At 65.6% G+C, this 24,621-nt stretch carries 25 protein-coding genes; 17 read left to right on the top strand and 8 right to left on the bottom strand.

Annotated elements, in window-relative coordinates:
- Complete coding sequence (locus FIU91_RS04205) at positions 1–2,037, bottom strand: NADH:flavin oxidoreductase (RefSeq protein ID WP_152461569.1); 2,037 nt, start codon at positions 2,035–2,037, stop codon at positions 1–3.
- Positions 2,038–2,314: 277 nt separating this feature from the next.
- On the opposite strand from FIU91_RS04205, the gene FIU91_RS04200 reads away from it, so the two are divergent.
- The 11 genes from FIU91_RS04200 to FIU91_RS04150 all read left to right on the top strand — a co-directional run bounded on the left by FIU91_RS04200 (position 2,315) and on the right by FIU91_RS04150 (position 13,279).
- Positions 2,315–3,412 (top strand): transglutaminase-like domain-containing protein, encoded by a 1,098-nt coding sequence (locus FIU91_RS04200; RefSeq protein WP_152461568.1) that lies wholly within the window; start codon positions 2,315–2,317, stop codon positions 3,410–3,412.
- 166 nt (positions 3,413–3,578) lie between these two features.
- Positions 3,579–4,235, top strand: a complete 657-nt coding sequence (locus FIU91_RS04195; protein ID WP_093014161.1) for a paraquat-inducible protein A — start codon at positions 3,579–3,581, stop codon at positions 4,233–4,235.
- Positions 4,205–4,849 (top strand): paraquat-inducible protein A, encoded by a 645-nt coding sequence (locus FIU91_RS04190; RefSeq protein WP_152461567.1) that lies wholly within the window; start codon positions 4,205–4,207, stop codon positions 4,847–4,849. Before FIU91_RS04195 ends, FIU91_RS04190 begins: the two co-directional genes overlap by 31 nt.
- A 3-nt stretch (positions 4,850–4,852) precedes the next feature.
- Positions 4,853–7,318, top strand: coding sequence for an MlaD family protein (locus tag FIU91_RS04185; protein ID WP_152461566.1), 2,466 nt, complete (start codon positions 4,853–4,855; stop codon positions 7,316–7,318).
- A gap of 5 nt (positions 7,319–7,323) precedes the next feature.
- Entirely contained in the window at positions 7,324–7,884 is a 561-nt protein-coding gene (locus tag FIU91_RS04180; protein ID WP_093014170.1) for a membrane integrity-associated transporter subunit PqiC, read from the top strand.
- A gap of 113 nt (positions 7,885–7,997) precedes the next feature.
- Entirely contained in the window at positions 7,998–8,621 is a 624-nt protein-coding gene (locus FIU91_RS04175; RefSeq protein ID WP_152461565.1) for a CDP-alcohol phosphatidyltransferase family protein, read from the top strand.
- Entirely contained in the window at positions 8,618–9,832 is a 1,215-nt protein-coding gene (locus tag FIU91_RS04170) for an ABC transporter substrate-binding protein (protein ID WP_152461564.1), read from the top strand. Before FIU91_RS04175 ends, FIU91_RS04170 begins: the two co-directional genes overlap by 4 nt.
- A 64-nt stretch (positions 9,833–9,896) precedes the next feature.
- Positions 9,897–11,549, top strand: coding sequence for an ABC transporter permease (locus tag FIU91_RS04165; protein ID WP_152463642.1), 1,653 nt, complete (start codon positions 9,897–9,899; stop codon positions 11,547–11,549).
- Complete coding sequence (locus FIU91_RS04160; RefSeq protein WP_152461563.1) at positions 11,542–12,183, top strand: ATP-binding cassette domain-containing protein; 642 nt, start codon at positions 11,542–11,544, stop codon at positions 12,181–12,183. Before FIU91_RS04165 ends, FIU91_RS04160 begins: the two co-directional genes overlap by 8 nt.
- Before the next feature lie 30 nt (positions 12,184–12,213).
- A complete protein-coding gene (locus FIU91_RS04155; RefSeq protein ID WP_152461562.1) occupies positions 12,214–12,570 on the top strand; it encodes a CidA/LrgA family protein in 357 nt (118 codons plus the stop codon).
- The gene (locus tag FIU91_RS04150; RefSeq protein ID WP_152461561.1) at positions 12,563–13,279 is read left to right on the top strand and encodes an LrgB family protein; all 717 of its coding nucleotides are present in this window, start codon (positions 12,563–12,565) and stop codon (positions 13,277–13,279) included. Before FIU91_RS04155 ends, FIU91_RS04150 begins: the two co-directional genes overlap by 8 nt.
- A 7-nt stretch (positions 13,280–13,286) precedes the next feature.
- Here the strand turns inward: FIU91_RS04150 and FIU91_RS04145 are convergent, their stop codons facing one another.
- The 7 genes from FIU91_RS04145 to FIU91_RS04115 all read right to left on the bottom strand — a co-directional run bounded on the left by FIU91_RS04145 (position 13,287) and on the right by FIU91_RS04115 (position 18,653).
- Positions 13,287–13,715, bottom strand: a complete 429-nt coding sequence (locus FIU91_RS04145; RefSeq protein ID WP_152461560.1) for a hypothetical protein — start codon at positions 13,713–13,715, stop codon at positions 13,287–13,289.
- Entirely contained in the window at positions 13,712–14,386 is a 675-nt protein-coding gene (locus tag FIU91_RS04140) for an ABC transporter ATP-binding protein (protein WP_254702043.1), read from the bottom strand. Before FIU91_RS04140 ends, FIU91_RS04145 begins: the two co-directional genes overlap by 4 nt.
- On the bottom strand, positions 14,332–15,081 hold the full coding sequence (locus FIU91_RS04135; protein WP_152461558.1) for an ABC transporter permease: 750 nt from the start codon (positions 15,079–15,081) through the stop codon (positions 14,332–14,334). Before FIU91_RS04135 ends, FIU91_RS04140 begins: the two co-directional genes overlap by 55 nt.
- 16 nt (positions 15,082–15,097) lie before the next feature.
- Positions 15,098–16,072, bottom strand: a complete 975-nt coding sequence (locus FIU91_RS04130) for an ABC transporter substrate-binding protein (protein WP_152461557.1) — start codon at positions 16,070–16,072, stop codon at positions 15,098–15,100.
- Between the two features lie 164 nt (positions 16,073–16,236).
- The gene (locus tag FIU91_RS04125) at positions 16,237–16,677 is read right to left on the bottom strand and encodes a cytochrome c family protein (RefSeq protein ID WP_152461556.1); all 441 of its coding nucleotides are present in this window, start codon (positions 16,675–16,677) and stop codon (positions 16,237–16,239) included.
- Positions 16,678–16,846: 169 nt separating this feature from the next.
- Positions 16,847–17,929 carry a Gfo/Idh/MocA family protein gene (locus FIU91_RS04120; protein ID WP_152461555.1) on the bottom strand — a complete coding sequence of 361 codons (1,083 nt, stop codon included), beginning with the start codon at positions 17,927–17,929 and terminating at the stop codon, positions 16,847–16,849.
- A 22-nt stretch (positions 17,930–17,951) separates the two neighbouring features.
- Positions 17,952–18,653 carry a GntR family transcriptional regulator gene (locus FIU91_RS04115; protein ID WP_152461554.1) on the bottom strand — a complete coding sequence of 234 codons (702 nt, stop codon included), beginning with the start codon at positions 18,651–18,653 and terminating at the stop codon, positions 17,952–17,954.
- 95 nt (positions 18,654–18,748) lie between these two features.
- Between FIU91_RS04115 and FIU91_RS04110 the strand changes: the two genes are divergently transcribed.
- From FIU91_RS04110 to dctP, 6 genes are all read left to right on the top strand, one after another.
- Positions 18,749–19,906 carry an LLM class flavin-dependent oxidoreductase gene (locus FIU91_RS04110; RefSeq protein ID WP_152461553.1) on the top strand — a complete coding sequence of 386 codons (1,158 nt, stop codon included), beginning with the start codon at positions 18,749–18,751 and terminating at the stop codon, positions 19,904–19,906.
- Between the two features lie 56 nt (positions 19,907–19,962).
- Positions 19,963–20,799, top strand: coding sequence for an aldo/keto reductase family oxidoreductase (locus FIU91_RS04105; protein WP_254702098.1), 837 nt, complete (start codon positions 19,963–19,965; stop codon positions 20,797–20,799).
- Positions 20,800–20,818: 19 nt separating this feature from the next.
- The gene (locus tag FIU91_RS04100) at positions 20,819–21,319 is read left to right on the top strand and encodes a flavin reductase family protein (protein WP_371418283.1); all 501 of its coding nucleotides are present in this window, start codon (positions 20,819–20,821) and stop codon (positions 21,317–21,319) included.
- Between the two features lie 67 nt (positions 21,320–21,386).
- Entirely contained in the window at positions 21,387–21,974 is a 588-nt protein-coding gene (locus FIU91_RS04095; protein ID WP_093014209.1) for a TRAP transporter small permease, read from the top strand.
- Positions 21,975–23,450, top strand: coding sequence for a TRAP transporter large permease (locus FIU91_RS04090; RefSeq protein ID WP_093014212.1), 1,476 nt, complete (start codon positions 21,975–21,977; stop codon positions 23,448–23,450). It abuts the gene before it with no gap.
- A gap of 29 nt (positions 23,451–23,479) precedes the next feature.
- On the top strand, positions 23,480–24,541 hold the full coding sequence (dctP, locus tag FIU91_RS04085; protein WP_152461551.1) for a TRAP transporter substrate-binding protein DctP: 1,062 nt from the start codon (positions 23,480–23,482) through the stop codon (positions 24,539–24,541).
- Positions 24,542–24,621: the final 80 nt, after the last annotated feature.

The raw sequence follows: 24,621 nt of genomic DNA, 5'->3' as shown, positions 1-24,621 counted from the left end.
TCAGATGTCCTTCACAAGACGCAGCGCGTCATAGATTGCAGCATGGGTATTACGGGCCGAGACGGCATCGCCGATCCGGTAGAGCGTGAATGCGCCGTCGGGGTTGCGGCCCTCGGGCTGGGGGCGGCCCTCGATCAGCGCGTCCTGGTCCACCGCGCCGAGATTGCGCGAGCGCGGTTTGAGGTCGAAATACAGCTCGTCCATCGGCAGCGTTCCGTGATTGACCACGACCTGATCGAAGTCCCGCGTCTCGCGGTGGGCCGAATAATCCGTGCCGATATGTGCGGTGAGCATGTTGCCGGTCCGGGTCACGTCCTTCAGCCGGTAGGTGACGGTGAACCGCACGTCCTTGTCCTGGAGCGCGCGCATGTATGGCACAAGGTTCATCGCCATCACGTCGGGCGCGAAGCTGCGGTCGGGCGTCATGATCTCCACATGCGCGCCAGTCTTGGCGATGACTTCCGCAGCCTGAAGGCCGGTGTGATCGCCCGCGTCATCGTAGACGAGAACGCGGGAGCCGGGCTTCACATCGCCCGCAATGATGTCCCAGGCGGAGACGACGAGATCGTTGCCGGTCTCGCAGACCTCTGTATGCGGCAGGCCGCCCGTGGCGACGATCACCACGTCGGGCGAGAGCTCCGCGACATCCTCGGCCTCGGCATAGGTGTTAAAACGGAAGTCCACGTCGCGCGCGGCGCATTGCGCCATGCGCCAGTCGATGATTGAGATCATTTCGCGGCGCCGCTCGGATTGCGCGGTCAGCCGCACCTGCCCGCCCGGATCGGGCTGGACCTCGAAGACGGTCACGGCATGGCCGCGCTCGGCGGCGACGCGCGCCGCTTCGAGCCCGGCGGGCCCCGCCCCGACGACGGCGACCTTCTTCTTCACGTCCGCGGGCGCGATTATGTGCGGCATCGACAGCTCGCGGCCCGTGGCGGCGTTATGAATGCAGAGCGCCTCTCCGGCGGCATAGATCCGGTCGAGGCAGTAGGTCGCGCCGACACAGGGGCGGATGTCGTCCTCGCGGTTCTCCATGATCTTGCGGACGATGAACGGGTCCGCCATGTGCGCCCGCGTCATCCCCACCATGTCGAGAAGCCCCGAGGAGACCGCATGCCGCGCGGTCGCAACGTCCGGGATCTTGGCGGCGTGGAACGTGGGCATTCCGGTTTCCTTCCGGATCGTGCCCGCGAAGTCGATGAAGGGCGCGTTCTTCATGCCCTGAACCGGGATCACGTCGGTCAGGCCCGGATCGGTGTCGATATGACCCTTGATGACGTTCAGAAAGTCGACCTTGCCGCTGTCGGCAAGTCGGCGAGATATCTCGAGACCTTCCTCGACCGAGATCCCGCCCTCGAGCCGCTCATCGGCGGTATAGCGGATGCCCACGATGAAACCCTCGCCGACACGGGCGCGGATCGCGTCGAGAACATCCCAGGTAAAGCGCAGGCGGTTGTCGAGCGAGCCGCCATAGGGACCGTCGAGCGCGTTGGTGAGCGGCGACCAGAACTGGTCCATCAGGTGCCCGTAGGCCTGAAGCTCGATCCCGTCCATGCCGCCGGCCTTCATGCGCTCCGCCGCGTCGGCATAGTCCTCGATGATGCCCTCGATCTCCCAATCCTCGACCATCTTCGGGAAGGCGCGATGCGCCGGCTCCCGCTCGTGGCCAGGAGAGACCGCCGGCAGCCAGTCGCCCTTGTTCCAATGCGTGCGGCGACCGAGATGGGTGAGCTGGATCATCACCGCGCAGCCATGCTCGTGGCAGGCATCGGTGAGTTCCCGGATCCACGGCACCACCTCGTCCTTGTAGGCGAGGATATTGTTGAAGACAGGCGGGGAGTTGCGCGACACCGCCGCGGAGCCCGCGGTCATGGCAAGCGCGACGCCCGCTTTCGCGCGCACCTCGTGATAGGCGCGGTAGCGTGCCTTCGGCATTCCGTCCTCGGGATAGGCCGGTTCGTGCGCGGTGGTCATGATGCGGTTCTTCAGCGTCAGGTGCTTGAGCTGATAGGGCTGCAAAAGGGGATCGTTACGCATGAGGGTGTCCTGTCGGCCTTGCCGTGAGGGTCGAGCGCCCTCCGGTCTTGCAGCGACACATCGGAGAATCGCGCTCTCGCCGCGTGCCGCAAGGCGACTACGGCGGGTCTAATTGCGACCACCCGCACAAATCGGCGCCAAAGCCCGCTATAAGCGGCTGAACGCGGGTCACGACGTGCCTCATTTGCAGGCAAACCGCCCGCGCGGACGCGCCGCGTTGCACAAGGTCTGCCGCTTGGCTATCCGCCACCAAAGGTTTCTCAGTGCGGAGTTCTCGATGACCACGATCACACGGCGACATGTTCTGGCCCTCGGCGCAGCGACGGCTTTCGTTCAAGCAGCCCCGGCGCTCAGCGCCGCGCGGTTCGCACCCTGCTCGCCAGAATGGCGGACATTCGAGCTGACGACGCGCGTGCGCCTCGATCGCGCCGGACGGACCGCGCAGGCTTGGATTCCGGTGCCCTCTCTCGATGCGCCGGATTGGTCGCGCCCCGGCCCGACACGATGGGACACGAACGCCTCCGAGGTCGTCTTGCGGAGGGACGCCGCGAGCGGCGCGGCTTTCGTGCATGCGGTCTGGCCCGAAGGCGAGGCGCCCGCGACGCTCGATGTGGTTTCATCCGTCACCACGCGCGATCGGAGCGTCGATCCGGCCGGAGCCGGCGCAGAACCCTTATCGCCGGAGGAGTGGGCCCGGCACCTCGCCCCGACCGAGCTCATCCCGACAGACGGGATCGTCGCGGAGACCGCCGCCGGGATCACCGCAGGCAAGACCGGCGATCTGGAGAAAGCGCGCGCGATCTATGACTGGGTCGTCGAGACCACGACCCGCAACCCCGAGACTCGCGGCTGCGGATTGGGCGATGTCGCCTCGATGCTGCATTCGGGCAACCTCACCGGGAAATGCGCTGATCTCAATGCGCTGTTTGTGGGCCTGGCTCGCGCCGCCGGCCTGCCCGCACGCGATCTTTACGGCTTGCGGGTCGCGCCCTCGGCCTTCGGTTACAAGAGCCTCGGCGCTGGATCGTCCAACGTGACCGGCGCGCAGCATTGCCGCGCCGACGTCTTCATCGAGGGCGCAGGCTGGGTGCCAGCCGATCCGGCAGATGTGCGCAAGGTGATCCTCGAGGAGCCGCCGCGCGATCTCGAGCTTGGCGATCCCGAGGTGCGTGCCTTGCGCGCAGGTCTGTTCGGCGCGGCGGAAGGCAACTGGGTTCCGCTCAACGACGCCCACGATGTCGCCTTGCCGGGCTCGTCCGGCGCGCCGGTGCCGTTCCTGATGTATCCGCAGGCAGAGATCGGCGGCGTGCGGCGGGATGAGCTCGACCCCGAACGCTTTGCCTACGAGATCCTCGCCGCGGAACGGACAGGCTAGTCCGCGCGGCTTTGCTCACTATGTCTTGAACGCGAAGGGACGACTTTTTCGCCCGGAAGCTACGTGTCTCCACGCGGCGGGCCCGTCCCTGACCTTTCGCTCGCCCGCCTGGCCACATAGGATGCGCCGGGTTGCGACTATCGCAAAGCGCTAGAAAGAGGAGCGCATGACAACAGCCACCGCGTCAGAATACGCAGCGGCCCCGGACGTTCCGATCGAGGATCTGATGGCCTGCCCGCATTGCGACGCGCTTTACGTCGCGCGCCTGCCCGAGCCGGGCGGCCGCGCGGTCTGCCGCGATTGTCACACCGTTCTCATCTCGCCGCGCCGCAAAGCGGGCGCGCGCATCATCGCGATGACGCTGGCGGTGATGATCCTCGTGATCTCCGCGCTGTTCTTTCCGTTTCTCGACATCAACGCGCAAGGCTTCGGCAACTCGACCTCGATCCTCGATGCCGCGTCGAGCTTCCGCTCGGGCTACATGACCTTCCTGTCGATCGTCGTCGCCGCCGCGATCATCGTCATTCCGCTGGTGCGAACGATGCTGATCGTCTACGTCCTCACGCCCGTCGTCTTCGACTTCAAACCCTGGCCGCAGGCACGGCGGGCTTTCCGTCTCAGCCAGGAGCTCAAGCCCTGGGCGATGGCGGAGATCTTCGCCATCGGGTGCGCCGTGGCGCTGGTCAAGGTCGCCGATCTCGCCAATATCGGCTTCGGCCCCGCTTTCTGGATGTTTGCCGTCCTGGTGATCCTAGTTCTGGTGAATGATAATTATTTGTGTACCTGGTCTGTATGGAAATCCCTGGAACTGGAAGAAGAGTAACGGCGCGCGAGGCGGGCCTTGTGGCTTGCCGTCGCTGCGCCCGCGTCTGGCCGATGGACCAGGAGCGCTGTTCGCGTTGCGGCAGCCGTCTTGAGTCGCGCGACTCCGCCAGCCTGCAAAAGGTCTGGGCGTGGTGGGTCGCGGGCGTGATCGCCTATATCCCCGCCAACATCTATCCGATGCTGTCGACGAATACGCTGGTCTCCTCGACCGAGAACACCATCGTGGGCGGCGCGGTCGAAATCGCGAAATACGGCTCTTACGGGGTCGCGGCAATCATCCTGATCGCGAGCGTGCTCATCCCGGTGGGCAAGTTCCTGGCGATCGCCTTTCTTGCCATCTCGGCGCGGCGCGGCTCGTCGGTGCCCGCGCGCAAACGCACCCATCTCTACGAGATCGTGGAGTTCATCGGCCGTTGGTCGATGATCGACGTCTTCGTCGTCGCGATACTCTCATCGCTCGTGCAGCTTTCGGTCGTGGCCTCGATCCGGCCGGGCCCCGCGGCTTTCACTTTCGCGCTTTCCGTCATATTCACCATGCTCTCCGCGCAATCCTTCGATCCGCGTCTCATCTGGGACGCGCGTTTCCGCGGAACCAAGAGGACCCGTCGCTGATCCATGTCTGATAACGATAACACCGTCTCGCCCGATCCCGTCCCCGTCGAGGAGGGAAAGAAATCCGTCTGGAGCCGGATCTCCTTTATCTGGCTGATCCCGGTGATCGCGCTCGCCGTGGCCCTTGGTGCGGCCTATCGCAATTACGCCGAACAAGGCCCGCTGATCGAGATCACCTTCGACAACGCGGCCGGCGTGAAATCAGGCGAGACGCTGCTGCGGTATCGCGACATCGAGGTCGGTCTCGTCGAGGACGTGCGCTTCAGCCCCGATCTTGAAAAGGTCATCGCCGAGATCCGCGTCGACAACGAAGTTGCCGATTACATCGACGCGGAAAGCCGGTTCTGGGTCGTTCGCCCCGAAGTCTCCGCGCGCGGTGTGACAGGCCTCGATACGGTGCTGTCGGGTGTCTACATCCAGGGCGCATGGGACAGCGAGCCGAGCGGCTTCACGAGCCGGTTCGAGGGCCTCACCAGCGCGCCGCTTCTGGGCGCGGACCAGCAAGGGGTGCAGTTCACGCTGCGCTCCACCGACGGGCTGCCCGCGGCGAACACGCCGATCTATTACAAGGGCGTTCAGGTCGGCCAGGTTGCCGCTGCCGAGATCAACGCCGACGGCACGGGCGTCGTCTCGCAGGCGGTGATCTTCGAGCCGCACACGGAGCTCGTCACCACCGCAACGCGGTTCTGGGACGTCTCGGGGTTCTCCTTCTCGCTCGGCACCTCGGGCGCACGGCTCAATTTCGACAGCTTCGCCTCGCTCATTTCCGGCGGCGTCACCTTCGAGACGATGGGCTCTGGCGGCATGCCGCTGGAAGACGGCACGGAGTTCCAGCTATTTGGCGACGAAGACGCCGCGCGAGACGACTTCCTCGTTGAAGGCGACGGGCAGAGCGTGACGATGAGCATGGTCTTCGATCAGAACCTCTCGGGGCTCTCGACGGGCGCGCCGGTCGAACTCGGGGGCTTGCGCGTGGGCGAAGTCTCCACGATCACCGGCCTCGTCGATGCCGAGCGGTTCGGCGACAACGATGTGCACCTTCTGACCACCGTGCGGATCAATCCGGGACGGATCGGGCTTGGCGAAGGCGCCGAAGAGGAAGAGCTTTTCACCTACCTCGAAACGCGGATCGCCGAAGGCATGCGCGCGCGGCTGACCAACGCCTCGCTCCTGACGGGCGGGCTGAAGGTCGTGCTGGTCGAAGTCGACGACGCCGAAGAGGCCACGCTCCTGCGCGACGCCGATCCCTATCCGCAAATCCCGACGGCACCGGCGGACGTGACAGACATCTCCAACTCGGCGCAGGGCGTCTTGCAGCGCGTCAGCGATCTTCCCATCGAGGAGGTCATGCAATCGGCGATCGGGTTCCTCAACAACGCCACGGCGCTGGTCGGCAGCCAGGCGCTGCAGGAGGCCCCCGAAGAGCTTCGCGGCATCCTCGAGGCCGTGCGCGGCGTCGCGGAGAGCGAGGACGTGCAAGGCCTGCCCGGACAAGTGTCGGGCGTCGTCGGTAACCTCGGAGAGATCTCCAACTCGCTCAACAACATCATCGCGGAGCTGGAGCGTCAGGGCATCGCGGAGACGCTCACCGCCGCGGTCGAAGACGTCGGCACCGCCGCCGATGGCCTGCCCGGCATCGTGGAGCAGGTCGATACCCTGGTCGCCAGCGCGAACGAGGTGCCGCTGACCGAACTGACGGGCGATGCGCGGGCGCTGCTCGCCTCGATCCGGGCCTATGTCGAGGATCCTGCGACGCAGGCGATCCCGGATGAGTTGGTCGCCGCGATGACCGAGGTTCAGACCATCCTGAACGATGTCAGCGGCCTCACCGGCAACGAGACGACGCAAGGACTGCCGGATCAGGTCTCGGGCGTGATAAGCAACCTTGGCGAGATCTCCAATTCGCTCAACAACATCGTCGCCGAGCTTGAGCGCGAAGGTATCGCCGCGCAGCTCACCCAGACGATCGAGGATGTGCGCGTCGCGGCAGACGGTCTCCCGGCCCTTGTCGATCAGGCGGACAGCATCCTGAACGAGGCCGGGGAAGTGCCGCTCGAGACGCTGGCGAACCGCACGTCGGAGCTTCTGGCCTCCGCTGAGGCGATCCTTGACCAACAATCGACGCGTGATCTGCCGGAGGAGCTGAACGGCACGCTCGAGGAGCTGCGCCTCACGCTCTCCGAGCTGCGCGCGGGCGGCGTCGTGGAGAACACCAACGCGACGCTCGCCTCGGCGCGGGATGCGGCCTCGGCCATCGAGGAGGCGACGCAGCTTCTGCCCGGCATCGCGACGCAGCTGCGGCAGGTCGCCAACCAGGCGGGCTCCACCCTCGGCGATTATGGCCGCGACTCCGAGTTCTCGCGCAACACACGCGGGGCAATCCGGCAGATCGAGTCCGCCGCCGAGGCCATTGAACGGCTGGCGCGCACCATCGAACGCAATCCGAATTCGCTTATCCTGGGACGGTGACAGACATGACGATCACGACAACACGGCGCTTCGCCGCCATCGGGCTTGCACTGGCCTTGGCCGCCTGCGGCTCGGAGACCCGTTTCGCGAGCCCCATCGCGCCGCCCGAGGTGCGTGTGCCCTCGAGCTTCCCGAGCCTCGAAGTAGCCGAGGTCACGCTGCCGTCCTACGCCGCCGCAGAGGACATCTACCTGCGCGGTGCGGACGGGGCGATCTCTCCTGCGGGCACGCTCTGGGCGGATCTTCCGGCGCGGGCGATCACGCTGCAGCTCTCGCGCGATCTGGCGACGATTACCGGCGTGACGGTCGCGCCCGAACCCTGGCCGTTCCGCCCCTTCCCCGCCGCGCGTGTCGATGTGCGCCTTGAGGAGATGCTGGCCACGGCCGAGGGCACGTTCCGCCTTGCCGGGCAGTATTTCGTCGCGCCCGAGGCGGGCGGCCGCGCGGCCTCGGGTCAGTTCGCCATCGTGGAGCCGATCGGCGGCGAAAGCGCGGCGGCGATCGCCAATGCACGCGGTCGGGCCGTGGCGCGGCTTGCGGAGGAAATCGCGCGCGAGGGCCTCTGAGCCAATGCTTGCACCCGTTACGCCGTATCACGTTCGCGTAGGCGCGATGGACGGATAGGGGTGCGGGGTGCATTCATCGCAGCATCCTCTCACCTGAAGGTTTTGCGCCGCCCATGCTCGACGCCCATATCCGCCCCCTGATCGATCCGCCGCTCAACGCGGCGGGCCGGCAGCTTGCCGGTCTCGGGATCGGGGCGAATACGGTGACGCTTCTGGGGCTGGCCATCGGACTTGTCGCCGCGGCGATGATCGCGCTCGGCGCGCCGCTCTGGGCGCTTGTTCCCCTGGTCGTCTCGCGCCTCGCGGACGGTCTCGACGGAGCGGTCGCGCGGGCCAGCCACAAGACCAATTACGGCGGCTACCTCGATATCGTCTGCGACTTTCTCTTCTATGGCGCGGTGCCTTTGGCCTTCGTGATCCACGACCCGGCGGCGAACGGTCTTGCGGGAGCCTTCCTGCTCACGTCCTTCTATTTCAACGGCACATCCTTCCTCGGCTACGCCATCCTCGCCGAGAAGCGTGACATGGAGACATCGGCCCAAGGCTCGAAGTCGCTTTACTTCTCGAACGGGCTCCTGGAAGGCACTGAAACCATAGGGTTTTTCGTGCTGATCTGCCTGTTTGAACCATTTTTCGCCCCGCTTGCGTGGATATTCGGGACGCTCTGCTTTGCCACGGGCGCGCTCAGGCTTTGGGCGGCGCAATTCATCTTCACCAACGACCGGGAGACAGAATGACACATATTTCCTCCGCCCTGCCCTTCGCCCTCGCGGCGGCGCTGGCCTTGCCCGCCGCCGCGCAGGAGATCGACCCCGCCGATTGGGATGCCGTGAGCGATGCTGCAGACGGGCAAACCGTCTATTGGCATGCCTGGGGCGGCGACACCGCGACGAATGACTTCATCGCCTGGGTCGGCGAGCAGGTTGACGCCGAGTACGGCGTCACGCTCGAGCATGTGAAGCTATCCGATACCGGCGACGCGGTGACGCGTGTCCTGTCCGAGAAGCAGGCGGGCCAGGATGAAGACGGAGCGGTCGATCTCATCTGGATCAACGGTCCCAACTTCGCCTCCATGAAAGAGGCGGAGCTGCTCTTCGGCCCGTTCGCGGAGGAGCTTCCGAACTGGCAATATGTCGATGTCGAGGGCAAGACGGTTCAGACCGACTTCACCGTGCCGACGGACGGCCTCGAAGCGCCTTGGGCGATGGCGCAAGTCGTCTTCATGTACGACACCGCCGACATGGAGGGCCCGTTGGCCTCTTCCGAGGCGATCCTCGAATGGGCGAGCGCCAATCCGGGGCGCTTCACCTATCCCCAGCCGCCCGATTTCCTGGGCTCGACCTTCCTGAAGCAGACGCTGATCGAGCTGACGGATGACAACGACACGCTGGCCACGCCGGTCGAAGAGGCAGATTTCCAGGAAGTCACCGCGCCGCTTTGGGATTATCTCGACGAGCTGACGCCAAACCTCTGGCGGCAGGGCCGCGCCTACCCGGCCTCCGGCCCGGCGCAGATCCAGCTTCTGGCCGACAACGAGATCGACCTCGCGGTGTCCTTCAGCCCCAACGAGGCCTCGCGCAACATCGCGCAGAACCAATTGCCCGACACGATCCGCACCTTCGTTCTGGAGGACGGCACGCTCGGCAATGCCTCCTTCGTGGCGATCCCGTATAATTCGGGCTCCAAGGCGGGCGCGATGGTCGTTGCGAATTACCTGATGTCGCCCGAAGCGCAGGCGCGCGCGCAGGATCCCGAGGTTCTGGGCTACAATACGGTTCTCGCGATGGACAAGCTGAGCGAGGAGCAGCGCGCCGCCTTCGACGCGCTCGATCTCGGCATCGCGACGCTTTCGCCCGAAGAACTCGGCACCGTTCAGCCCGAGCCGCATCCCAGCTGGATGACGCGCATCACCGAGGAATGGATCGAGCGCTACGGCGTCGTCCAATAGGCTAAAAGTGCGCGGCGGCACTCCCTCCGAAGCGGGTCTTTTCGCCGCCGCGCCCGCGCTCACCATGCTGGCGATGCTCGGCCCCGTCGCGGCGGGGCTCGCAGGCACGCTTCTTCCCGCCTTCGGCTACCTGCCGGCGGCGGGGATCTCAGGGTTCTCTCTTGCGCCTTTCGTGGATCTCTTCGATTGGCCCGGCCTCGGTCAGGCGATGCGGCTGTCGGTCACGACCGGGCTTTTCGCGACCGCGCTTGCGCTGGCGGGTGTCACGCTGCTTTTCGCGGGCTGGTCGGGCACGCGCGCCTTCTGTGCGCTCGAGCGTCTCCTGTCGCCCCTTCTCTCCGTTCCGCACGCCGCGATGGCCTTCGGTCTCGCGTTCCTGATCGCGCCGTCAGGCTGGGTCGCGCGCGGCCTCTCGCCTTGGGCGACGGGATGGGAGCGACCGCCCGACATCCTGATCGTCCAGGACTCCCTCGGCATCACGATGACCCTCGGGCTCGTCGCGAAAGAAATGCCGTTCCTGCTGCTGATGGGTCTTGCCGCGATGGGCCAGAGCGATGCGGCGCGGCGGATGCGCGTGGTGCAGGCGGCGGGATACGGACGGGTGACGGGATGGTTGAAGGCCGTCTTTCCGAGCATCTACGCGCAGATCCGGCTGCCGGTCTATGTCGTCCTCGCCTACTCCATGAGCGTCGTTGATGTCGCGCTGATCCTCGGCCCGTCGACACCCTCGCCACTTTCGGTTCAGATCGTCCGCTGGATGAGCGATCCCGATCTCTCTATGCGGCTCGTGGCGTCCGCTGGCGCGCTGTTGCAGCTGGGTCTCGTCATCGGGGCGCTGGCGCTCTGGCGCGCAGGCGAGGCGCTGGTGGCTGTCCTCGGACGGCGCTGGGTCATGCGCGGCGGGAGAGGCCGCGCGGCGGACCGGCTGTTTCGACCGCTCGGCGTCTTCGCGGGCAGCTTTTCGGCGGCCGTGATCCTTGGCGGCCTGGCCTGCCTCGCGGTCTGGTCCTTTGCCGGCTTCTGGGGCTTTCCCGATGCGCTGCCGCAGGGATTTACCGCGCAGAACTGGATGCGGCACGGCCCAAGCGCGTGGGAGGCGACCGGGATCACCGCGCTCGTGGCGCTGATCGCGACCGGGATCGCCCTTCTTCTGTCCGTGGGCTGCCTCGAGGCCGAATACCGCAGGGGCCGCGCGATCAGCCCGACCGGGCTCTGGCTGGTATACCTGCCGCTCCTGGTGCCGCAAATCGCGTTCCTGCCGGGTCTGCAGACGCTCCTTCTGATCCTCGGTTACGGTGCGGGCACCGGTCCCGTCATCATCGGGCATCTCGTCTTCGTCCTGCCATACGTCTTCCTGTCGCTCGGCGATACGTGGCGCGCCTGGGATCAGCGGGCGGGGATCGTCGCGCGGGCGCTCGGGGCGAGCCCGCTTGGCGTTCTGGTCCGGGTCCGCCTGCCGATGCTGACGCGCCCGCTGCTGACGGCCGCCGCTGTCGGCATCGCGGTCAGCGTCGGGCAATATCTGCCGACCCTGCTGATCGGGGGCGGCCGCGTTTCGACGCTGACCACCGAAGCCGTCGCACTCGCCTCGGGCGGGGACCGGCGGGCCATCGGCGTCTTCGGCGTGGCGCAAACGCTGGCGGTGATGGTTCCCTTTGCGGCCGCTCTCCTGATACCTGCCGTCTTGTGGCGCAATCGGCGGGGGATGCATGGCTGAGGGCCTGACACTCGATAAGGTCGAGATCCTGCATGGAGACGCGCCGCTTGTCGCGCTCGACGCGCATATCCGCCCCGGCGAGGTGCTGAGCGTCATGGGGCCGTCTGGTATCGGCAAGTCGACGCTGCTGTCGCTCGTGACCGGTACGCTCGCGCCCGCGTTCCGGCACAAGGGCCGCGTGAAGCTCGACGGGCAGGACATCACGCGCGTTGCGCCCGAGGCCCGGCGGATCGGCATTCTTTTCCAGGACGACCTGCTCTTCCCACACCTTTCGGTCGGCGAGAACCTGGCCTTCGGCCTCTCCCGCGGTGGCAGCCGGACAGAGCGTCGCGCACGGATCGAGGAGGGGCTCGCGGAGATCGGACTTGAGGGTTTCGCCAACCGCGATCCCGCGACGCTCTCGGGCGGACAGAAAGCGCGGGTCGCGCTGATGCGGATGCTGCTGGCCGAGCCGCGCGCATTGTTGCTCGACGAGGCGTTCTCGGGCCTCGATGCCGAACGTCGCGACCAGATGCGCAAGCTCGTCTTCGAGCGGGCGGAGCGGTGTCGCCTCCCGGTTCTCATGGTCACCCATGATCGCGCCGATGCGGAGGCGGCGCGCGGACGGGTTGTCGAGCTCGGAGCCCGCGCGTAGCGTCTTCCGACACGACCGGAGCCTCAAGCCATGATCCGCAACATCGCGATCCTGCTCGCCTTTCAACTGGCCGGCGAAACGCTCGCCCGTGGCTTCGGTCTCGCGGTGCCGGGCCCGGTGATCGGCCTCGGCGGGCTGTTCGCCGCGCTCCTGTTCCTGCCGAAGCTGGCAGAGGCGATGCGGCCAACCGCAGAGGGATTGCTGGCGCATCTGTCGCTGCTCTTCGTGCCCGCCGGCGTCGGCGTCACCGCTCACCTCGTGACCTTCGCCGAGAACGGGCTCGCGCTTGCCACGGCGCTTGTCGGCTCGACGGTGCTGGCGATCCTCGCGGGCGTCGGCGCCTTCCGTCTGACCGCGCGGCTCACCGGGAGCGATGTCGATGAATGACCCGTTCGAGCTCTGGTCGTATCTCGCGCAAGAGCCCCTTCTGTGGCTCACCGTGACGCTCGTCGCTTACGTGGCAGCCGACCGGATCGCCGAGGCCGCGCATCGCCACCCGCTCGCCAATCCCGTGCTGATCGCCATCGTGCTGATCGCGGTCGTGCTCGGCCTCAGCGGGACGCCCTACCCCACCTATTTCGAAGGCGCGCAGTTCGTGCATTTCATGCTTGGTCCGGCCACGGTTGCGCTTGCGGTCCCGCTTCACGCCAATCTCGGGCGGGTGAAGCGCACGCTTCTGCCAATGATGGTGGCGCTTGTCGCGGGATCGCTGACGGCGATCCTGTCGGCACTCGGCATCGCCTGGGCGATGGGGGTCAGGGGCGAGACCCTGCTGTCCCTTGCGCCAAAATCGGCGACCGCGCCCGTCGCGCTTGGTGTGTCGGAGGCAGTGGGCGGCGAGCCGACGCTGACGGCGGTCCTGGTGATTCTCACGGGCATCACCGGGGCCATCGTCGCAACGCCGATGCTGAACGCGCTTCGGATCACCGACTGGCGCGCGCGGGGCTTCGCCGTCGGGCTTGCAGCGCACGGGATCGGGACGGCCCATGCGTTCCGCGTGAACTCCACCGCAGGGGCGTTCTCGGGGATCGGCATGGGCCTCAACGCGATCCTGACCGCGCTCCTGGCTCCGCTTGTCGTGAGCCTGCTCTTTTGAGCGACGTCTACTGGATCGTGATCTGGACGCGCTGACTGTCTTCTGTCGAGCCGGGGATCTTCAGCTCATAGGTGCCGGGCTTGATCGCGACGAACTCGATTTCCATCGTGCCGGCCTCATCGAACTCGACGGATTCGATCCCGAAGGGCCGGATCTCAAGCCCGTTCACCACGACCTCGTTGACCCAGACCGCACGGAAGAACTCGGCCCCCGTCAGCGCCAGCTCGGCAGAGCCATCCGCCTCGATCTCCATCTCGTAGACCATGCCGGAATTCAGCGTGATCGGACCTTCCGCGATGGGCTGGCCAACAACGAGTTGCAACTCGGGCATCTCGCCTCTGTTGTCATTGGAAAGAATACCGGCAAAACCATAGTTCTGCGCGAAGCCCGCGCTCGCGGTAAGGCACAGGGCCGTAGCTGTCAGAATGTGTTTCAAGGGTTCACTCCTTTGATGGGCACCGCATGCGGCGCGAGGGTTGCGGGACTGCCCCGCAGGCTGAGAATCCGGGTCGCAAGGCGCCGTGCCTCGATCTCCGAATGGGTCACAAAGAGCGTCGCCGGGCGCGTCTCCTTGATAAGAGCCTCGGTCAGCGCGACCATCGTTTCGGCTGTCTCGGGATCGAGAGAGACGAACGGCTCGTCGAGGATCAGAAGCTCGGGCCGGCCGGCGAACGCACGGGCGAGCGCCAGACGCCGCTGCTGGCCGAGGGACAGTTGGCCCGGAAAGTCGCCCGCCTTTTCAGCCAACCCCACCCTGGCGAGCGCAGCGTCAGCTTCAGCGCGTGCAAGACCCGGATGGACAAGCGTCAGGTTCTCACGCGCGCTGCGCCACGGCAGAAGGGTCGGCTCCTGAAAGACCATCGCGATGCGGGCGGGAATGTCGACGCGGCCCGCGAATTCCTTGTCGATTCCCGCGACGATCCGCAGGAGCGTCGACTTGCCGATGCCCGAAGGGCCGGTGATCGCAACGGTCTCGGCGGGCGCCACCTCGAAGGCGACGTGCGAGAGAACCGGCAGGCGGCCGAAGCGCTTCTCTTTGATCTCGACGCGGATCATGCCGTCCGCCAGCGGCGCACGCGCCGTTCCCAGGGTTGCAGGATCGCCCATTCCACGGCCAGCATGATGGCGATGAACGAAAGCGCGTAGACCAGCACCATCGTCACGTCGAAAAGCTGGAAATACATGTGGATCTTGAAGCCAATGCCCGACGAGCGGCCCAGGAACTCCACCACGAGGACAATCTTCCAGATCACCGCGACGCCCGACCGCGCCGCGCCAGCGATAAAGGGCGCAAGCTGGGGCAGGGTCACATGGGTGAGCCGCGTCCACCAGGACATCCGGTAGACCCGCGCCATCGCGTCAAGCTCGGGCGAGACCGCCCGCGCGCCTTCGCGGAGCACGGTGGTGACATTCGGCACCTTGTTGAGCGTGACAGCAAGGATCGCCGCGGTCTCGTTGAGGCCGATCCAGAGATAGCACAGCACGATCAGAACGAGCGCGGGCAGGTTCAGGAACACGACGAGCCAGGGATCAAGCCAGCGGTTGAGCCGCTCGGACCGTCCCATCGCGAGACCGAGCGCCAGCCCCAGGCCCATCGCCAGCACAAAGGCCCAGGCGACACGCACCAACGTCTGACCGAGATGGTAGAGCAGATCGCCGGAGGCCAGTTCCCGCAGGAATGGCGCGATCAATGCGCCCGGCTCCGGCAAGATCGTCGGATCGGCGGTCAGGAGCGCCGCCGCCCACCAGAACAGGATGAGGCCCGCGAGCGATATGCCGGTGACAACGCGGCTGTCGGTCATCGGACCCGCCCCTATCTTACTCGACCTCGGCGAAGAGCCCGTCCGGCACGCTCGTTGCCTCGCCCACAAGCTCCGAGCCGCCGAGATCGTTCATCAGCGCCAAGAAGGCGCTCGCACCTTCGGGGTCGACCGGTCCACGCTCAGGCGTGCCTGCCAGCCAGTCCGCTTTCAAAAGCTCGAATTGCGCGTCGGTTGACGCGTTCATCATCGGGCGGATCGCCTCCCAGGCCTCGGGATCGCTGGCCAGAAGATCCTTCGCATCGCGAGAGGCCTCATAGAAGGATTGCGCAAGATCGGGATGCTCGTTCAGGAACTCGTCCTTGAAGTAGTAGCCGAGGAGCGGCGTTTCGGGGTCGAGGCCAAGTTCGATCGCGGCGGTCTCGACCGAGATGAGCTCCCGCATACCTCCGGCCTTCATCTTCGCCAGGAAGTGCCAGAAGTTGATCGCGCCTGCATAGTCGCCGCCGAGCCCGGATTTGAAGATGAGCGGCGGCGCGCCGTAGACCTGTTCGGTCTCCGCGGCGAGGTCGAGGCCGTATTCCTGCGACGCATAGGCCCTCAGGATCAGCCAGGACTTGTCGAGCGGGCCGCCCGCGATTCCGATGCTGCCCCCCACGAGATCCTGAAGCGTCTCGGCGTTCGAGCCTTCCGGGACAACCAGGCTGCCCACGGCTTTCGAGTAGGGGACGACGACGTAATTCTTGCCCGCCGCACGTTGCCGGGCGACCCAGATCCAGTCCGCCACGGCCATATCTGCCTCGCCGCCTTCCACCGCGACGCGGGTCGCGCCGTTATCGGCATAGCCCTGCACATCGAGGACGAAGCCATGCTTCTCGTCGAGGCCGTTCTCGGCGATCGTTGCGAGTTCCCAATTGACCGTGCCGATCTCGAGGACGGCGGCGCGGACGGTGGGCAGATCCTGAGCGAGGCTGGCCGATGCCGTAACGGTAACGGCCACCGCCGCCGCGAGGCGGGTGACGTGATAGATCATGATATTCCTCCCATTCCGACACTTGGCGCCGGTCTCTGTCACAGTGTGGCAGAGGGCGGGAGCCGTGGAACCGCTACTTTCGGGTGAGAGGTCGGAGCGCCCATAAAGGAAACGCCCGGCTGCCGAACGGCAACCGGGCGCGAAAGACCTGACAGATCAGGCGCTTATTCGGAGGTCGTGCCATCCGCGTTGTATTGCGCGAGATAGGCGATCACATCGGCGCGCTCTTCTTCCTTGCGAAGACCGGCAAAGGACATCTTGGTGCCCGGAGCCCATTCGCGCGGGTTCTCGAGGAACGCGTCGAGGTTCTCGGGCGTCCAGACTTCGCCAGCTTCGCCCTTCTCCACCAGTGCATCTGAGTAGTTGAAGTCCTCGAGCGCGGCGATCTCACGGCCGATGACGCCGTTTTGCTGCGGGCCGACACGGTTCTGTGCGTCCTCGCCGACCATGTGGCAGGCTTGGCACTTGCGGTAGACGCGCTCGCCCGCTTCGGCATCGCCGGTGATCTCGTATTCCTGATCTCCGCCCGCTGCATCATCCTGAGCGAGCGCAAAACCCGCGGGCAGGATGACAAGAGCACTTGCGGCAAGAAGTTTGTTCAGCATGGATCTTTATTCCTCGTTCATTCGACGGGAGTCCGATCGCACGTCTTTCTCGGCCCCGACGTGTGAGCCTCGTACGATCGGATCGTCCCTCCTCCGATTCTCGTAACCGCTACACTAGCGCGTGTTCGGGATTTGACCATGCCTCCAAGGTGCTAGGCGAAAACTCGTCTCACAGCCGCACCGCCTCGCCGGTCTCGGCCGAGCGCTGCGCGGCAAGGCCCATCGCGACGGCGCGCGCACCGTCCTCGAGCGTGACCTCGACCCGTCCGCCCGATTGCACCACGTCGAGAAACCGGCGGTGCTGGTAGAAGGTCGATCCGTTGTGATCCCCCGCATCGAGAAGGGCGGGGTCAACCGGCACGTCCAGCACCTCTTCGCCCGAAGGATCTCGCGGGCTCAGCACCACTTTCGGCACGGGCGCGGGGCCGAGGCGCTCGGGCCAGAAGCGCGTCGGGCCGGGCACCAGCGCCTCGATCTTGCCGCGCGGACCGACGGCGCTCAGGTGCTCCTGGTACTTCGATCCCTCGGCGAACATGCACAGTTCCAGCATCGCCCGCGCGCCGTTGTCGAAATCGACGATCGTGTAGGCATTGTCCCAGATGTCTGGGGCCTTGTCGTCATAGCGTTCGTTCAGATGATTCACCGCCTGCCCGCCCGAAGCCATGATCCGCACCGGCTCGGCTCCGGTGGCAAGGCGCATCAGGTCGAAGAAATGGCAGCATTTCTCGACGAGCGTGCCGCCGGAGGTGGCGTTGAACCGGTTCCAGGAACCGACCTTGTCGAGGAAGGGGAAGCGATGTTCACGGATCGTCAGCATCCGGATGCCCCCCGTCTCCGCCTCGGCACGCTCCAGCATCATCGCGATGGGCGGCATGTAGCGATATTCCATCGCGACCCAGATCGGGGCGGGATACTCGCGGGCAAGCTTCGCGACGCGCTCCGCCTCTCCGCTCGTCGTGAAAAGCGGCTTTTCGACGATCATGGGCAAGGGCCGGATCGCGGCCACCTCTTCCATCTGTCGGACATGGTGGTAGTTCGGCGAGGCGATCAGCAGACAATCGAGCGTATTGCGCTTCAGCATCTCGGGAATGCTGTCCACCTGCACCGCGTCGGGGGCGAGCGCCCCGGCACGTCCGCGCATCTCCGCATCGGGTTCGAGGATCGCATCGACGCGCGCCCCGCCCAGAAGCTGGATATTGCGGATATGCTCCTGCCCCATCATTCCGGCGCCGATGATGCCGTAGTTTATCATGCCGTGAAGGCTCCTTCGTTGCTTATCTGAGGCGCGCCACGTAGCGGACGTGGCGGCTGTCGAACCATGTTCGGGAATACTCGACACGCGCGCCGTCCGCGGCCTGGCTCGTGCGTTCGATGAAGCCCGCGCTCTCGCCGGCGTCGAGCGTGGCCTCGGGCACGACCCAGCCCGGCACGGCGGCGACGCCGATGCGATCTTCGGCGCGGGTGATGACGAGGCCCAGCGCCTCGCGATAGTAAAGATAAAGGGATTCCGACATCGCCGCGCGATCGATCCGCGCCGTGGCATCCCCGTCGAGCCAGATCTCCTCGAGCACCGCCGGAACGCCGCCGATACGCCGAAGCCGGCGGATGCGGTGCCCTTCGCTGGAGGGGCCGAATTCGGGCATGTCCGGCTCTTTCGGCAGGCGCTCGACGGAGAGAAGTTCCGCCGTGGGCAGGCCGCCGCCTTCCACCAGCTCCAGCCGGAAGAAGGCGTAAAGACCAAGCTCCTGCGGCGCGCGCCGCACGTAGTTGCCCGAGCCCTGTATACGTTCGAGAAGCCCCGCGTCCTCGAGCCGCCCCAAAGCCTTGCGAAGCGTTCCGACCGATATGTCGTAGCTCGCCGCCATCTCGCGCTCGGGCGGCATGCGCGCGCCGTCCGCGAGCCGCCCTGCCGCGATTTCTCGGATCAGGGTTTCGGCCACCTGCAAGTAGCGTGGAAGGGCGGTCTCGTCTGGCATCGAATCCACGGCTGGAAAAAATTGATACACTATTGATGCACATCAATGACGGTGCTACGCAAGAGGAAATCCGAAGCGCGATCCGAAGGAATCACATGAGCATCGTCCCCGTTACCTCCGCCGATCTAGACGCTGCCGAAGTATCCTGGTTCGCCGCGCTCTGCTCGGACGATTACCAATATCTCGGCGTGCCGGAGGGCCGTCTGAGGTCGAGCTGGGATCACTGCTCCACCATCCTCAAGGAAGCCGAGCGGCAGGGATTTCGGAACATCCTCTGCCCCTCGTCCTACCAGGTGGGGCAGGACGTTCTGTCCTTCGTCGCCGCCGGCAGCCAGGTCACCTCCGACATCAACATGCTCGCGGCGATCCGCTGCGGCGAGATGCAGCCGATCATGCTCGCCCGCACGATCGCGACCATCGACCACATGATGAAGGGGCGGCTGACGCTCAACGTCATCTCGTCCGATTTCCCGGGCGAGAAGGCGGACAGCGCCTTCCGCTACCAGCGCAGCCGCGAGGTCGTGGAGATCCTCAAACAGGCCTGGACGCAGGACGAGATCAATTACGAGGGCGAGGTCTACACCTTCAAGAACCTCTGGACCGACCCGGCCAAGCCCTACCAGCAGAATGGCGGCCCGCTCCTCTATTTCGGCGGCTACAGCCCCCACGCGCTCGAGCTTTGCGGGCAGCATTGCGACGTCTATCTCATGTGGCCCGAGCCCGAAGAGCAACTCGCGCAGCGGATGCGCGACGTGAATGCCGTCGCCGAGCGCTACGGCAGGACGCTCGATTACGGGCTCCGGGTGCACATGATCGTGCGGGACACCGAACAGGAAGCCCGCGAATATGCCGACCACATCGTCTCCAAGCTCGATGACGAGCTCGGCCAGTTGATCCGCGAGCGCGCGCATGACGCCTCCTCCCTTGGCGTCAGCCACCAGGCCCGGGCACGCGAGCTCGCGGATCAATACGGCTATGTCGAGCCGGGGCTCTGGACCGGCGTCGGACGGGCACGATCGGGCTGCGGCGCAGCCCTTGTCGGCTCGGTCGATCAGGTCATGTCGAAGATCGAGCGCTATAAGCAGATGGGCATCCGCGCCTTCATCTTCTCGGGCTATCCGCATCTCGACGAATGCCGCATCTTCGGCGAGAAGGTGCTTCCCGAGTTGAAGACCTGCTCGCTGCCCCACGCATACGGGCGCGTCCCGTCCGAAACCCCGAACACGCCCCTCGGCGAAGGAGACCGCAAGTGACAGTATCCCGCGTCACCCTGAGCGACACTTTGGAGCTGAGCCGCATCGTCTACGGAATGTGGCGCCTTTCCGACGATAACGACGTCTCGCCCGCTCATGTCCGCGCCAAGATCGAGGCATGCCTCGAACAGGGCATCACCACGATGGACCAGGCCGACATCTATGGCGGCTACGAGGCAGAGGCGGTGCTCGGCCATGCGCTGCGCGGCAGCGACCTGCGGGACCGGATCGAGATCGTCACGAAATGCGATATCGTCGCGCCCGCGGGCCGTTACTCGGACGCGCGGGTGAAGCATTACGACACGTCCGCCGCGCATATCCGCGCTTCGGTCGACCAGTCGCTGGACCTGATGGGGATCGAGCATATCGATCTTCTGCTGATCCACCGGCCCGACCCCTTGATGGATCACCACGAGACCGGCGCGGCGCTCGACGAGATCGTGAAGAGCGGCAAGGCCCTTCATGTGGGCGTCTCTAACTTCAAGCCGCATGACTGGACGCTGCTGCAATCGGCGATGAAGACGCCGCTGGTGACAAACCAGATCGAGCTGTCGCTCCTGGCCCATGAGGGCTTGACCAATGGCGATGTGGCCTTCCTGCAGGAGCGCGGCATCGCGCCGATGGCGTGGTCGCCGCTCGGGGGCGGGTCGCTCTTTGCCGAGAGCTCGGCCAATCTGCGCGGCAAGCTTGATGAGATCGCGAAGGCGCAAGGCGTCGATGCCGCAGCGGTTGCAGTCGCGTGGCTCCTTGCGCATCCTGCCCGGATCATGCCCGTGATGGGCACCAACAACCTCGACCGGATCGGGGCGCTGGCCCAGGCGGAAAGCGTCGAAATCGACCGCCAGACCTGGTTCGAGCTTTATACGCTTGCGCTCGGCCACGAGGTGCCCTGACATGGACGGTGGCATGAGCATGAACCACGAGATATTCGAGCCCGGCCCCGACAATGCACGGGCCTTCCGGGATGCGCTGGGTCGCTTCGCGACAGGCGTGACAATCGTCACCACGCAGACCGAGGACGGGCCGATCGCGATCACGGCGAACAGCTTCGCGTCCCTGTCGCTCGACCCGCCCCTGGTGCTGTGGTCGCCCGCGAAAGCGTCGAGCCGGTTCAAGCCCTTCGCCGAGGCCGAGCATTTCGCCATTCACGTCCTTGCCGCCGACCAGGCCGCGCTCTGCACCGAGGTCGCCAAGGACGCGCGCCGCTTCCGGCCGGGGGATCTGACCGAGAACGAGAACGGCGTGCCACTCATCGAGACGGCGCTGGCGCATTTCGAATGCCGCCGCGACGCGGTGCATGACGGCGGCGATCACGTCATCGTCGTGGGGCGCGTGGAACGGGTGCGGATGCGGGAGGGGGACCCGCTTCTGTTCCTGAACGGTCAGTACGGAGGCTTCCAGGCGCTCGGCTGATCGCGAAAACGCCGGCCACGGCGGAGGAGCGGTGCCGCCGCAGGCGCGCACCGGAGAGGGAGGAAAGATGGGTCTGATCCGGGCAATGCTCGTGCCGATCGAGATCTGGAACGACTGGGCACTGGCGCTCGGCCGCTGGTTGGCGCTTCTCGCGCTGGGCTTGATGGTCGCCGTCATCCTGGCGCAGGTCTGGTTTCGCTACGTTCTCAACAACGCGCTGCCCTGGCCCGATGAAGCTGCCCGCTTCCTGATGCTCTGGATGACCGGACTCGCCGCGCCGTCGGGCCTGCGCCGGGGCGGTTTCGTGGCCATCGACATGCTGAGCGAGGCCCTGCCCCGCCGTCTCGCCGATATCCTGATCCTGGTGCTGCTCTTCATCGCGATGATCGTCCTCGTGATGGGCGTGCAGCTTGGCTGGACCCACGTCAATTCCGGCTGGCTTTTCGCGTCGTCTTCGCTGCGCCTGCCGCTCGACCTCGTCGGCGGCGCTTCCGTCAAGATCAAGCTCGCCTGGATGTACATGTCGGTCTTCGTCGGCATGGTGCTTCTGAGCATCGTCAACATCGAGCTGATCCTGCGCCGCATCCTTATCATCGGCGGGCGCGCGGAGGGGCTGAAGCCGCTCTCCCCGGTCGAGCTGGCGGAGGCCGAATAGATGCTGGTCTGGTTCCTGCCCGTCTTCCTCGTGCTTCTGATGATCGGCCTGCCGGTCTTCTTCGCACTCCTGTTCGCGCCGGGCGCCCTTTTGTGGCTCAACGGCCAGGAGCGCGACCTCGCGCTTCTCTACCGCAATCTCTATAACGGCATGGACAGCTTCCCGCTGATGGCTCTGCCCTTCTTCCTGCTGGCAGGCGAGATCATGAACCGGGGCGGCATCACCGAGCGGCTGGTGCAGTTTTCTCAGGCGTTCATGGGCCATCTGCGCGGCGGGCTCGCGCATGTGAACATCCTGTCCTCGATCCTTTTCGCTGGGCTTTCGGGCTCGGCCGTCGCGGATACCTCGGCGCTCGGCTCCACGCTCATTCCGGCGATGGAGAAACAGGGCTATACCCGCCGCTTCGCCGCGGCGATCACGGCTGCGTCGTCGGTCATCGGCCCGATCATTCCGCCCTCGGGCATCATGATCATCTACGCCTACGTGATGGGCCAATCGGTCGCCGCGCTGTTCCTCGCAGGCATCGTGCCCGGCATTCTGGTGGGGCTTGGCCTCATGGTCATGGTGCGGCTCATGGCCGACCGCTACGATCTGCCCAAGGCCGAGCGCATCGTGGAGCGAGGCGCGGCCATTGGCCCGGTGGAATACTGGGTGAGCTTCGTGCTCCTGCGCCTCAACCTTGCCGGCGTCTTCTACCTGTTTGCCCTGATGCTGCCCGAGGGGATGGCCGTGGGCGGGCTGGCCGTCTACCTCGCCATGCTGATCCCGGCGCATTTCCTGCTGATGGCCTGGCGGAGGCGCGCCGACCCCGATTTCCGCACCGTCTGCAAGAAGGCCGTCGCGCCGTTGCAGACACCGATTATCATCCTTGGCGGTATTCTTCTGGGCGTGTTCACCCCGACCGAAGCGGCGGCCATCGCGGTTCTTTATGCGCTGATCATCTCCTACGGGGTTCTCGGCGTGATGAAGATCTCGGACCTTGCCGACGTGCTGCGCCGCTCGGCGATCGCCTCGGCGACGGTGCTCTTGCTCGTCGGTGCGGCGGTGGCGTTCAAGACGGTCGTCAGCCTCAGTCACGCGCCCGAGATCCTCGCGGAGTTCATTCTCGCGCTCTCCGAGAACCCGCTGATCTTGCTGTTCCTCATCAATATCCTGCTGTTCATCGTGGGGATGTTCCTCGATGCAGGTCCCGCGATCATCATTCTCGGGCCGATCCTCGGCCCCGTCTTCACCTCGCTCGGCGTCGATCCGGTGCATTTCGCGATCATCATGTCGGTCAACCTGACCGTCGGCCTCGCGACGCCGCCGATGGGACTCGTTCTCTTCGTCGCCTCTTCCGTGTCCGGCGAGAAGGTCGAGACCATCTCCAAGGCGATCCTGCCATTTCTCGCGGTCGAAGTCCTGGTGATCTTCCTGATCACCTATTTCCCCGCGATCTCTCTCACTGTTCCGCGCCTTGCGGGATTCGTGAACTGATCAGCATCAAGCAATCCAGGGAGGACACCATGCTGAAACACACCCTTACCGGCCTCGGGCTCGCGGCAACGCTCGCGCTGTCCGCGGGGCTCGCCTCCGCGCAGGAATACACGCTGCGCGCGACGGCCAATTCGAACGACCAGGACGAGGATTACGACGGTCTCGTCGTGTTCAAGGATTACGTGGAGAAGGCGTCGAACGGGGCCATCGAGGTTGAGCTCTTCATCGGCACCCAGCTCTGCGCGAACGGCACAGAGTGTCTGCAGGGCATCGCCGACGGCTCAATCGACATCTTCGTGACGACCTCGGGCGGCGCTGCGGGCATCTTCCCCTACGTCCAGGTCTTCGATCTGCCCTACCTGATGCGCGACGACCGCATCGCAGAGGCGGTCCTGACCAACGGCACATTCACGCGCACGCTGCGCGACATGGCTCTCGAGGATTCGAACAACGCGATCCGCATCATGACCGTCGGCAATACCGGCGGCTGGCGGAACTTCGCGAACACGCAGAAGCGCATCGCAACGCCCTCGGACCTCGAAGGCATGAAGATGCGTACCGTGGTCGCGGACCTGCCGCAGGAGCTGGTGAAGACGCTCGGCGCATCGCCGACGCCGATCCCGTGGCCCGAGCTCTTCACCTCGCTTCAGACGGGCGTCGTGGAAGGTACCAAGAACGGCGTCACCGACATCATGAACATGAAGTTCACCGATGCGGGCCTTCAGTATCTGACGCTCGACGGGCACGCCTACATGGCGGCGATCTGGGTGATGAACAACGAACGCTTCATGTCGATGCCGGAGGACATGCGCACGGTCGTCGTGAACGGCTTCAAGGAGCTGCAGCAGGCGACCTTCGCCTCGCCAAAGCGCAAGCAGATCTCGGCCTACGAGGCCTTCACCGAGGCGGGCGGCGAGATCTACGTGCCCACCGCGGAAGAGATGGACGCATTCTCCGAAGCCGTGACCCCGGTCTATGATTGGTTCGAGACCAATGTCGATGGCGGCGGCGAAGTGCTTCAAGCACTCCGCGACAGCGTTGCCGCGGCAGAAGAGGAAATCGACGCCGAGATCGCGGCCGATATCCAGTAAGACGATCGGCCCGCGCGCCGGTTGATGCGCGCGGGCCTTCCCTTTTCCCCGCAAATCCGGACCTGACGCCGGGCCATGTT

Source organism: Roseivivax sp. THAF30 (assembly GCF_009363575.1).
In the GTDB taxonomy this organism is placed as follows: Bacteria; Pseudomonadota; Alphaproteobacteria; order Rhodobacterales; family Rhodobacteraceae; genus Roseivivax; species Roseivivax halotolerans.
This window is presented reverse-complemented; position numbering and strand designations above follow the sequence as displayed.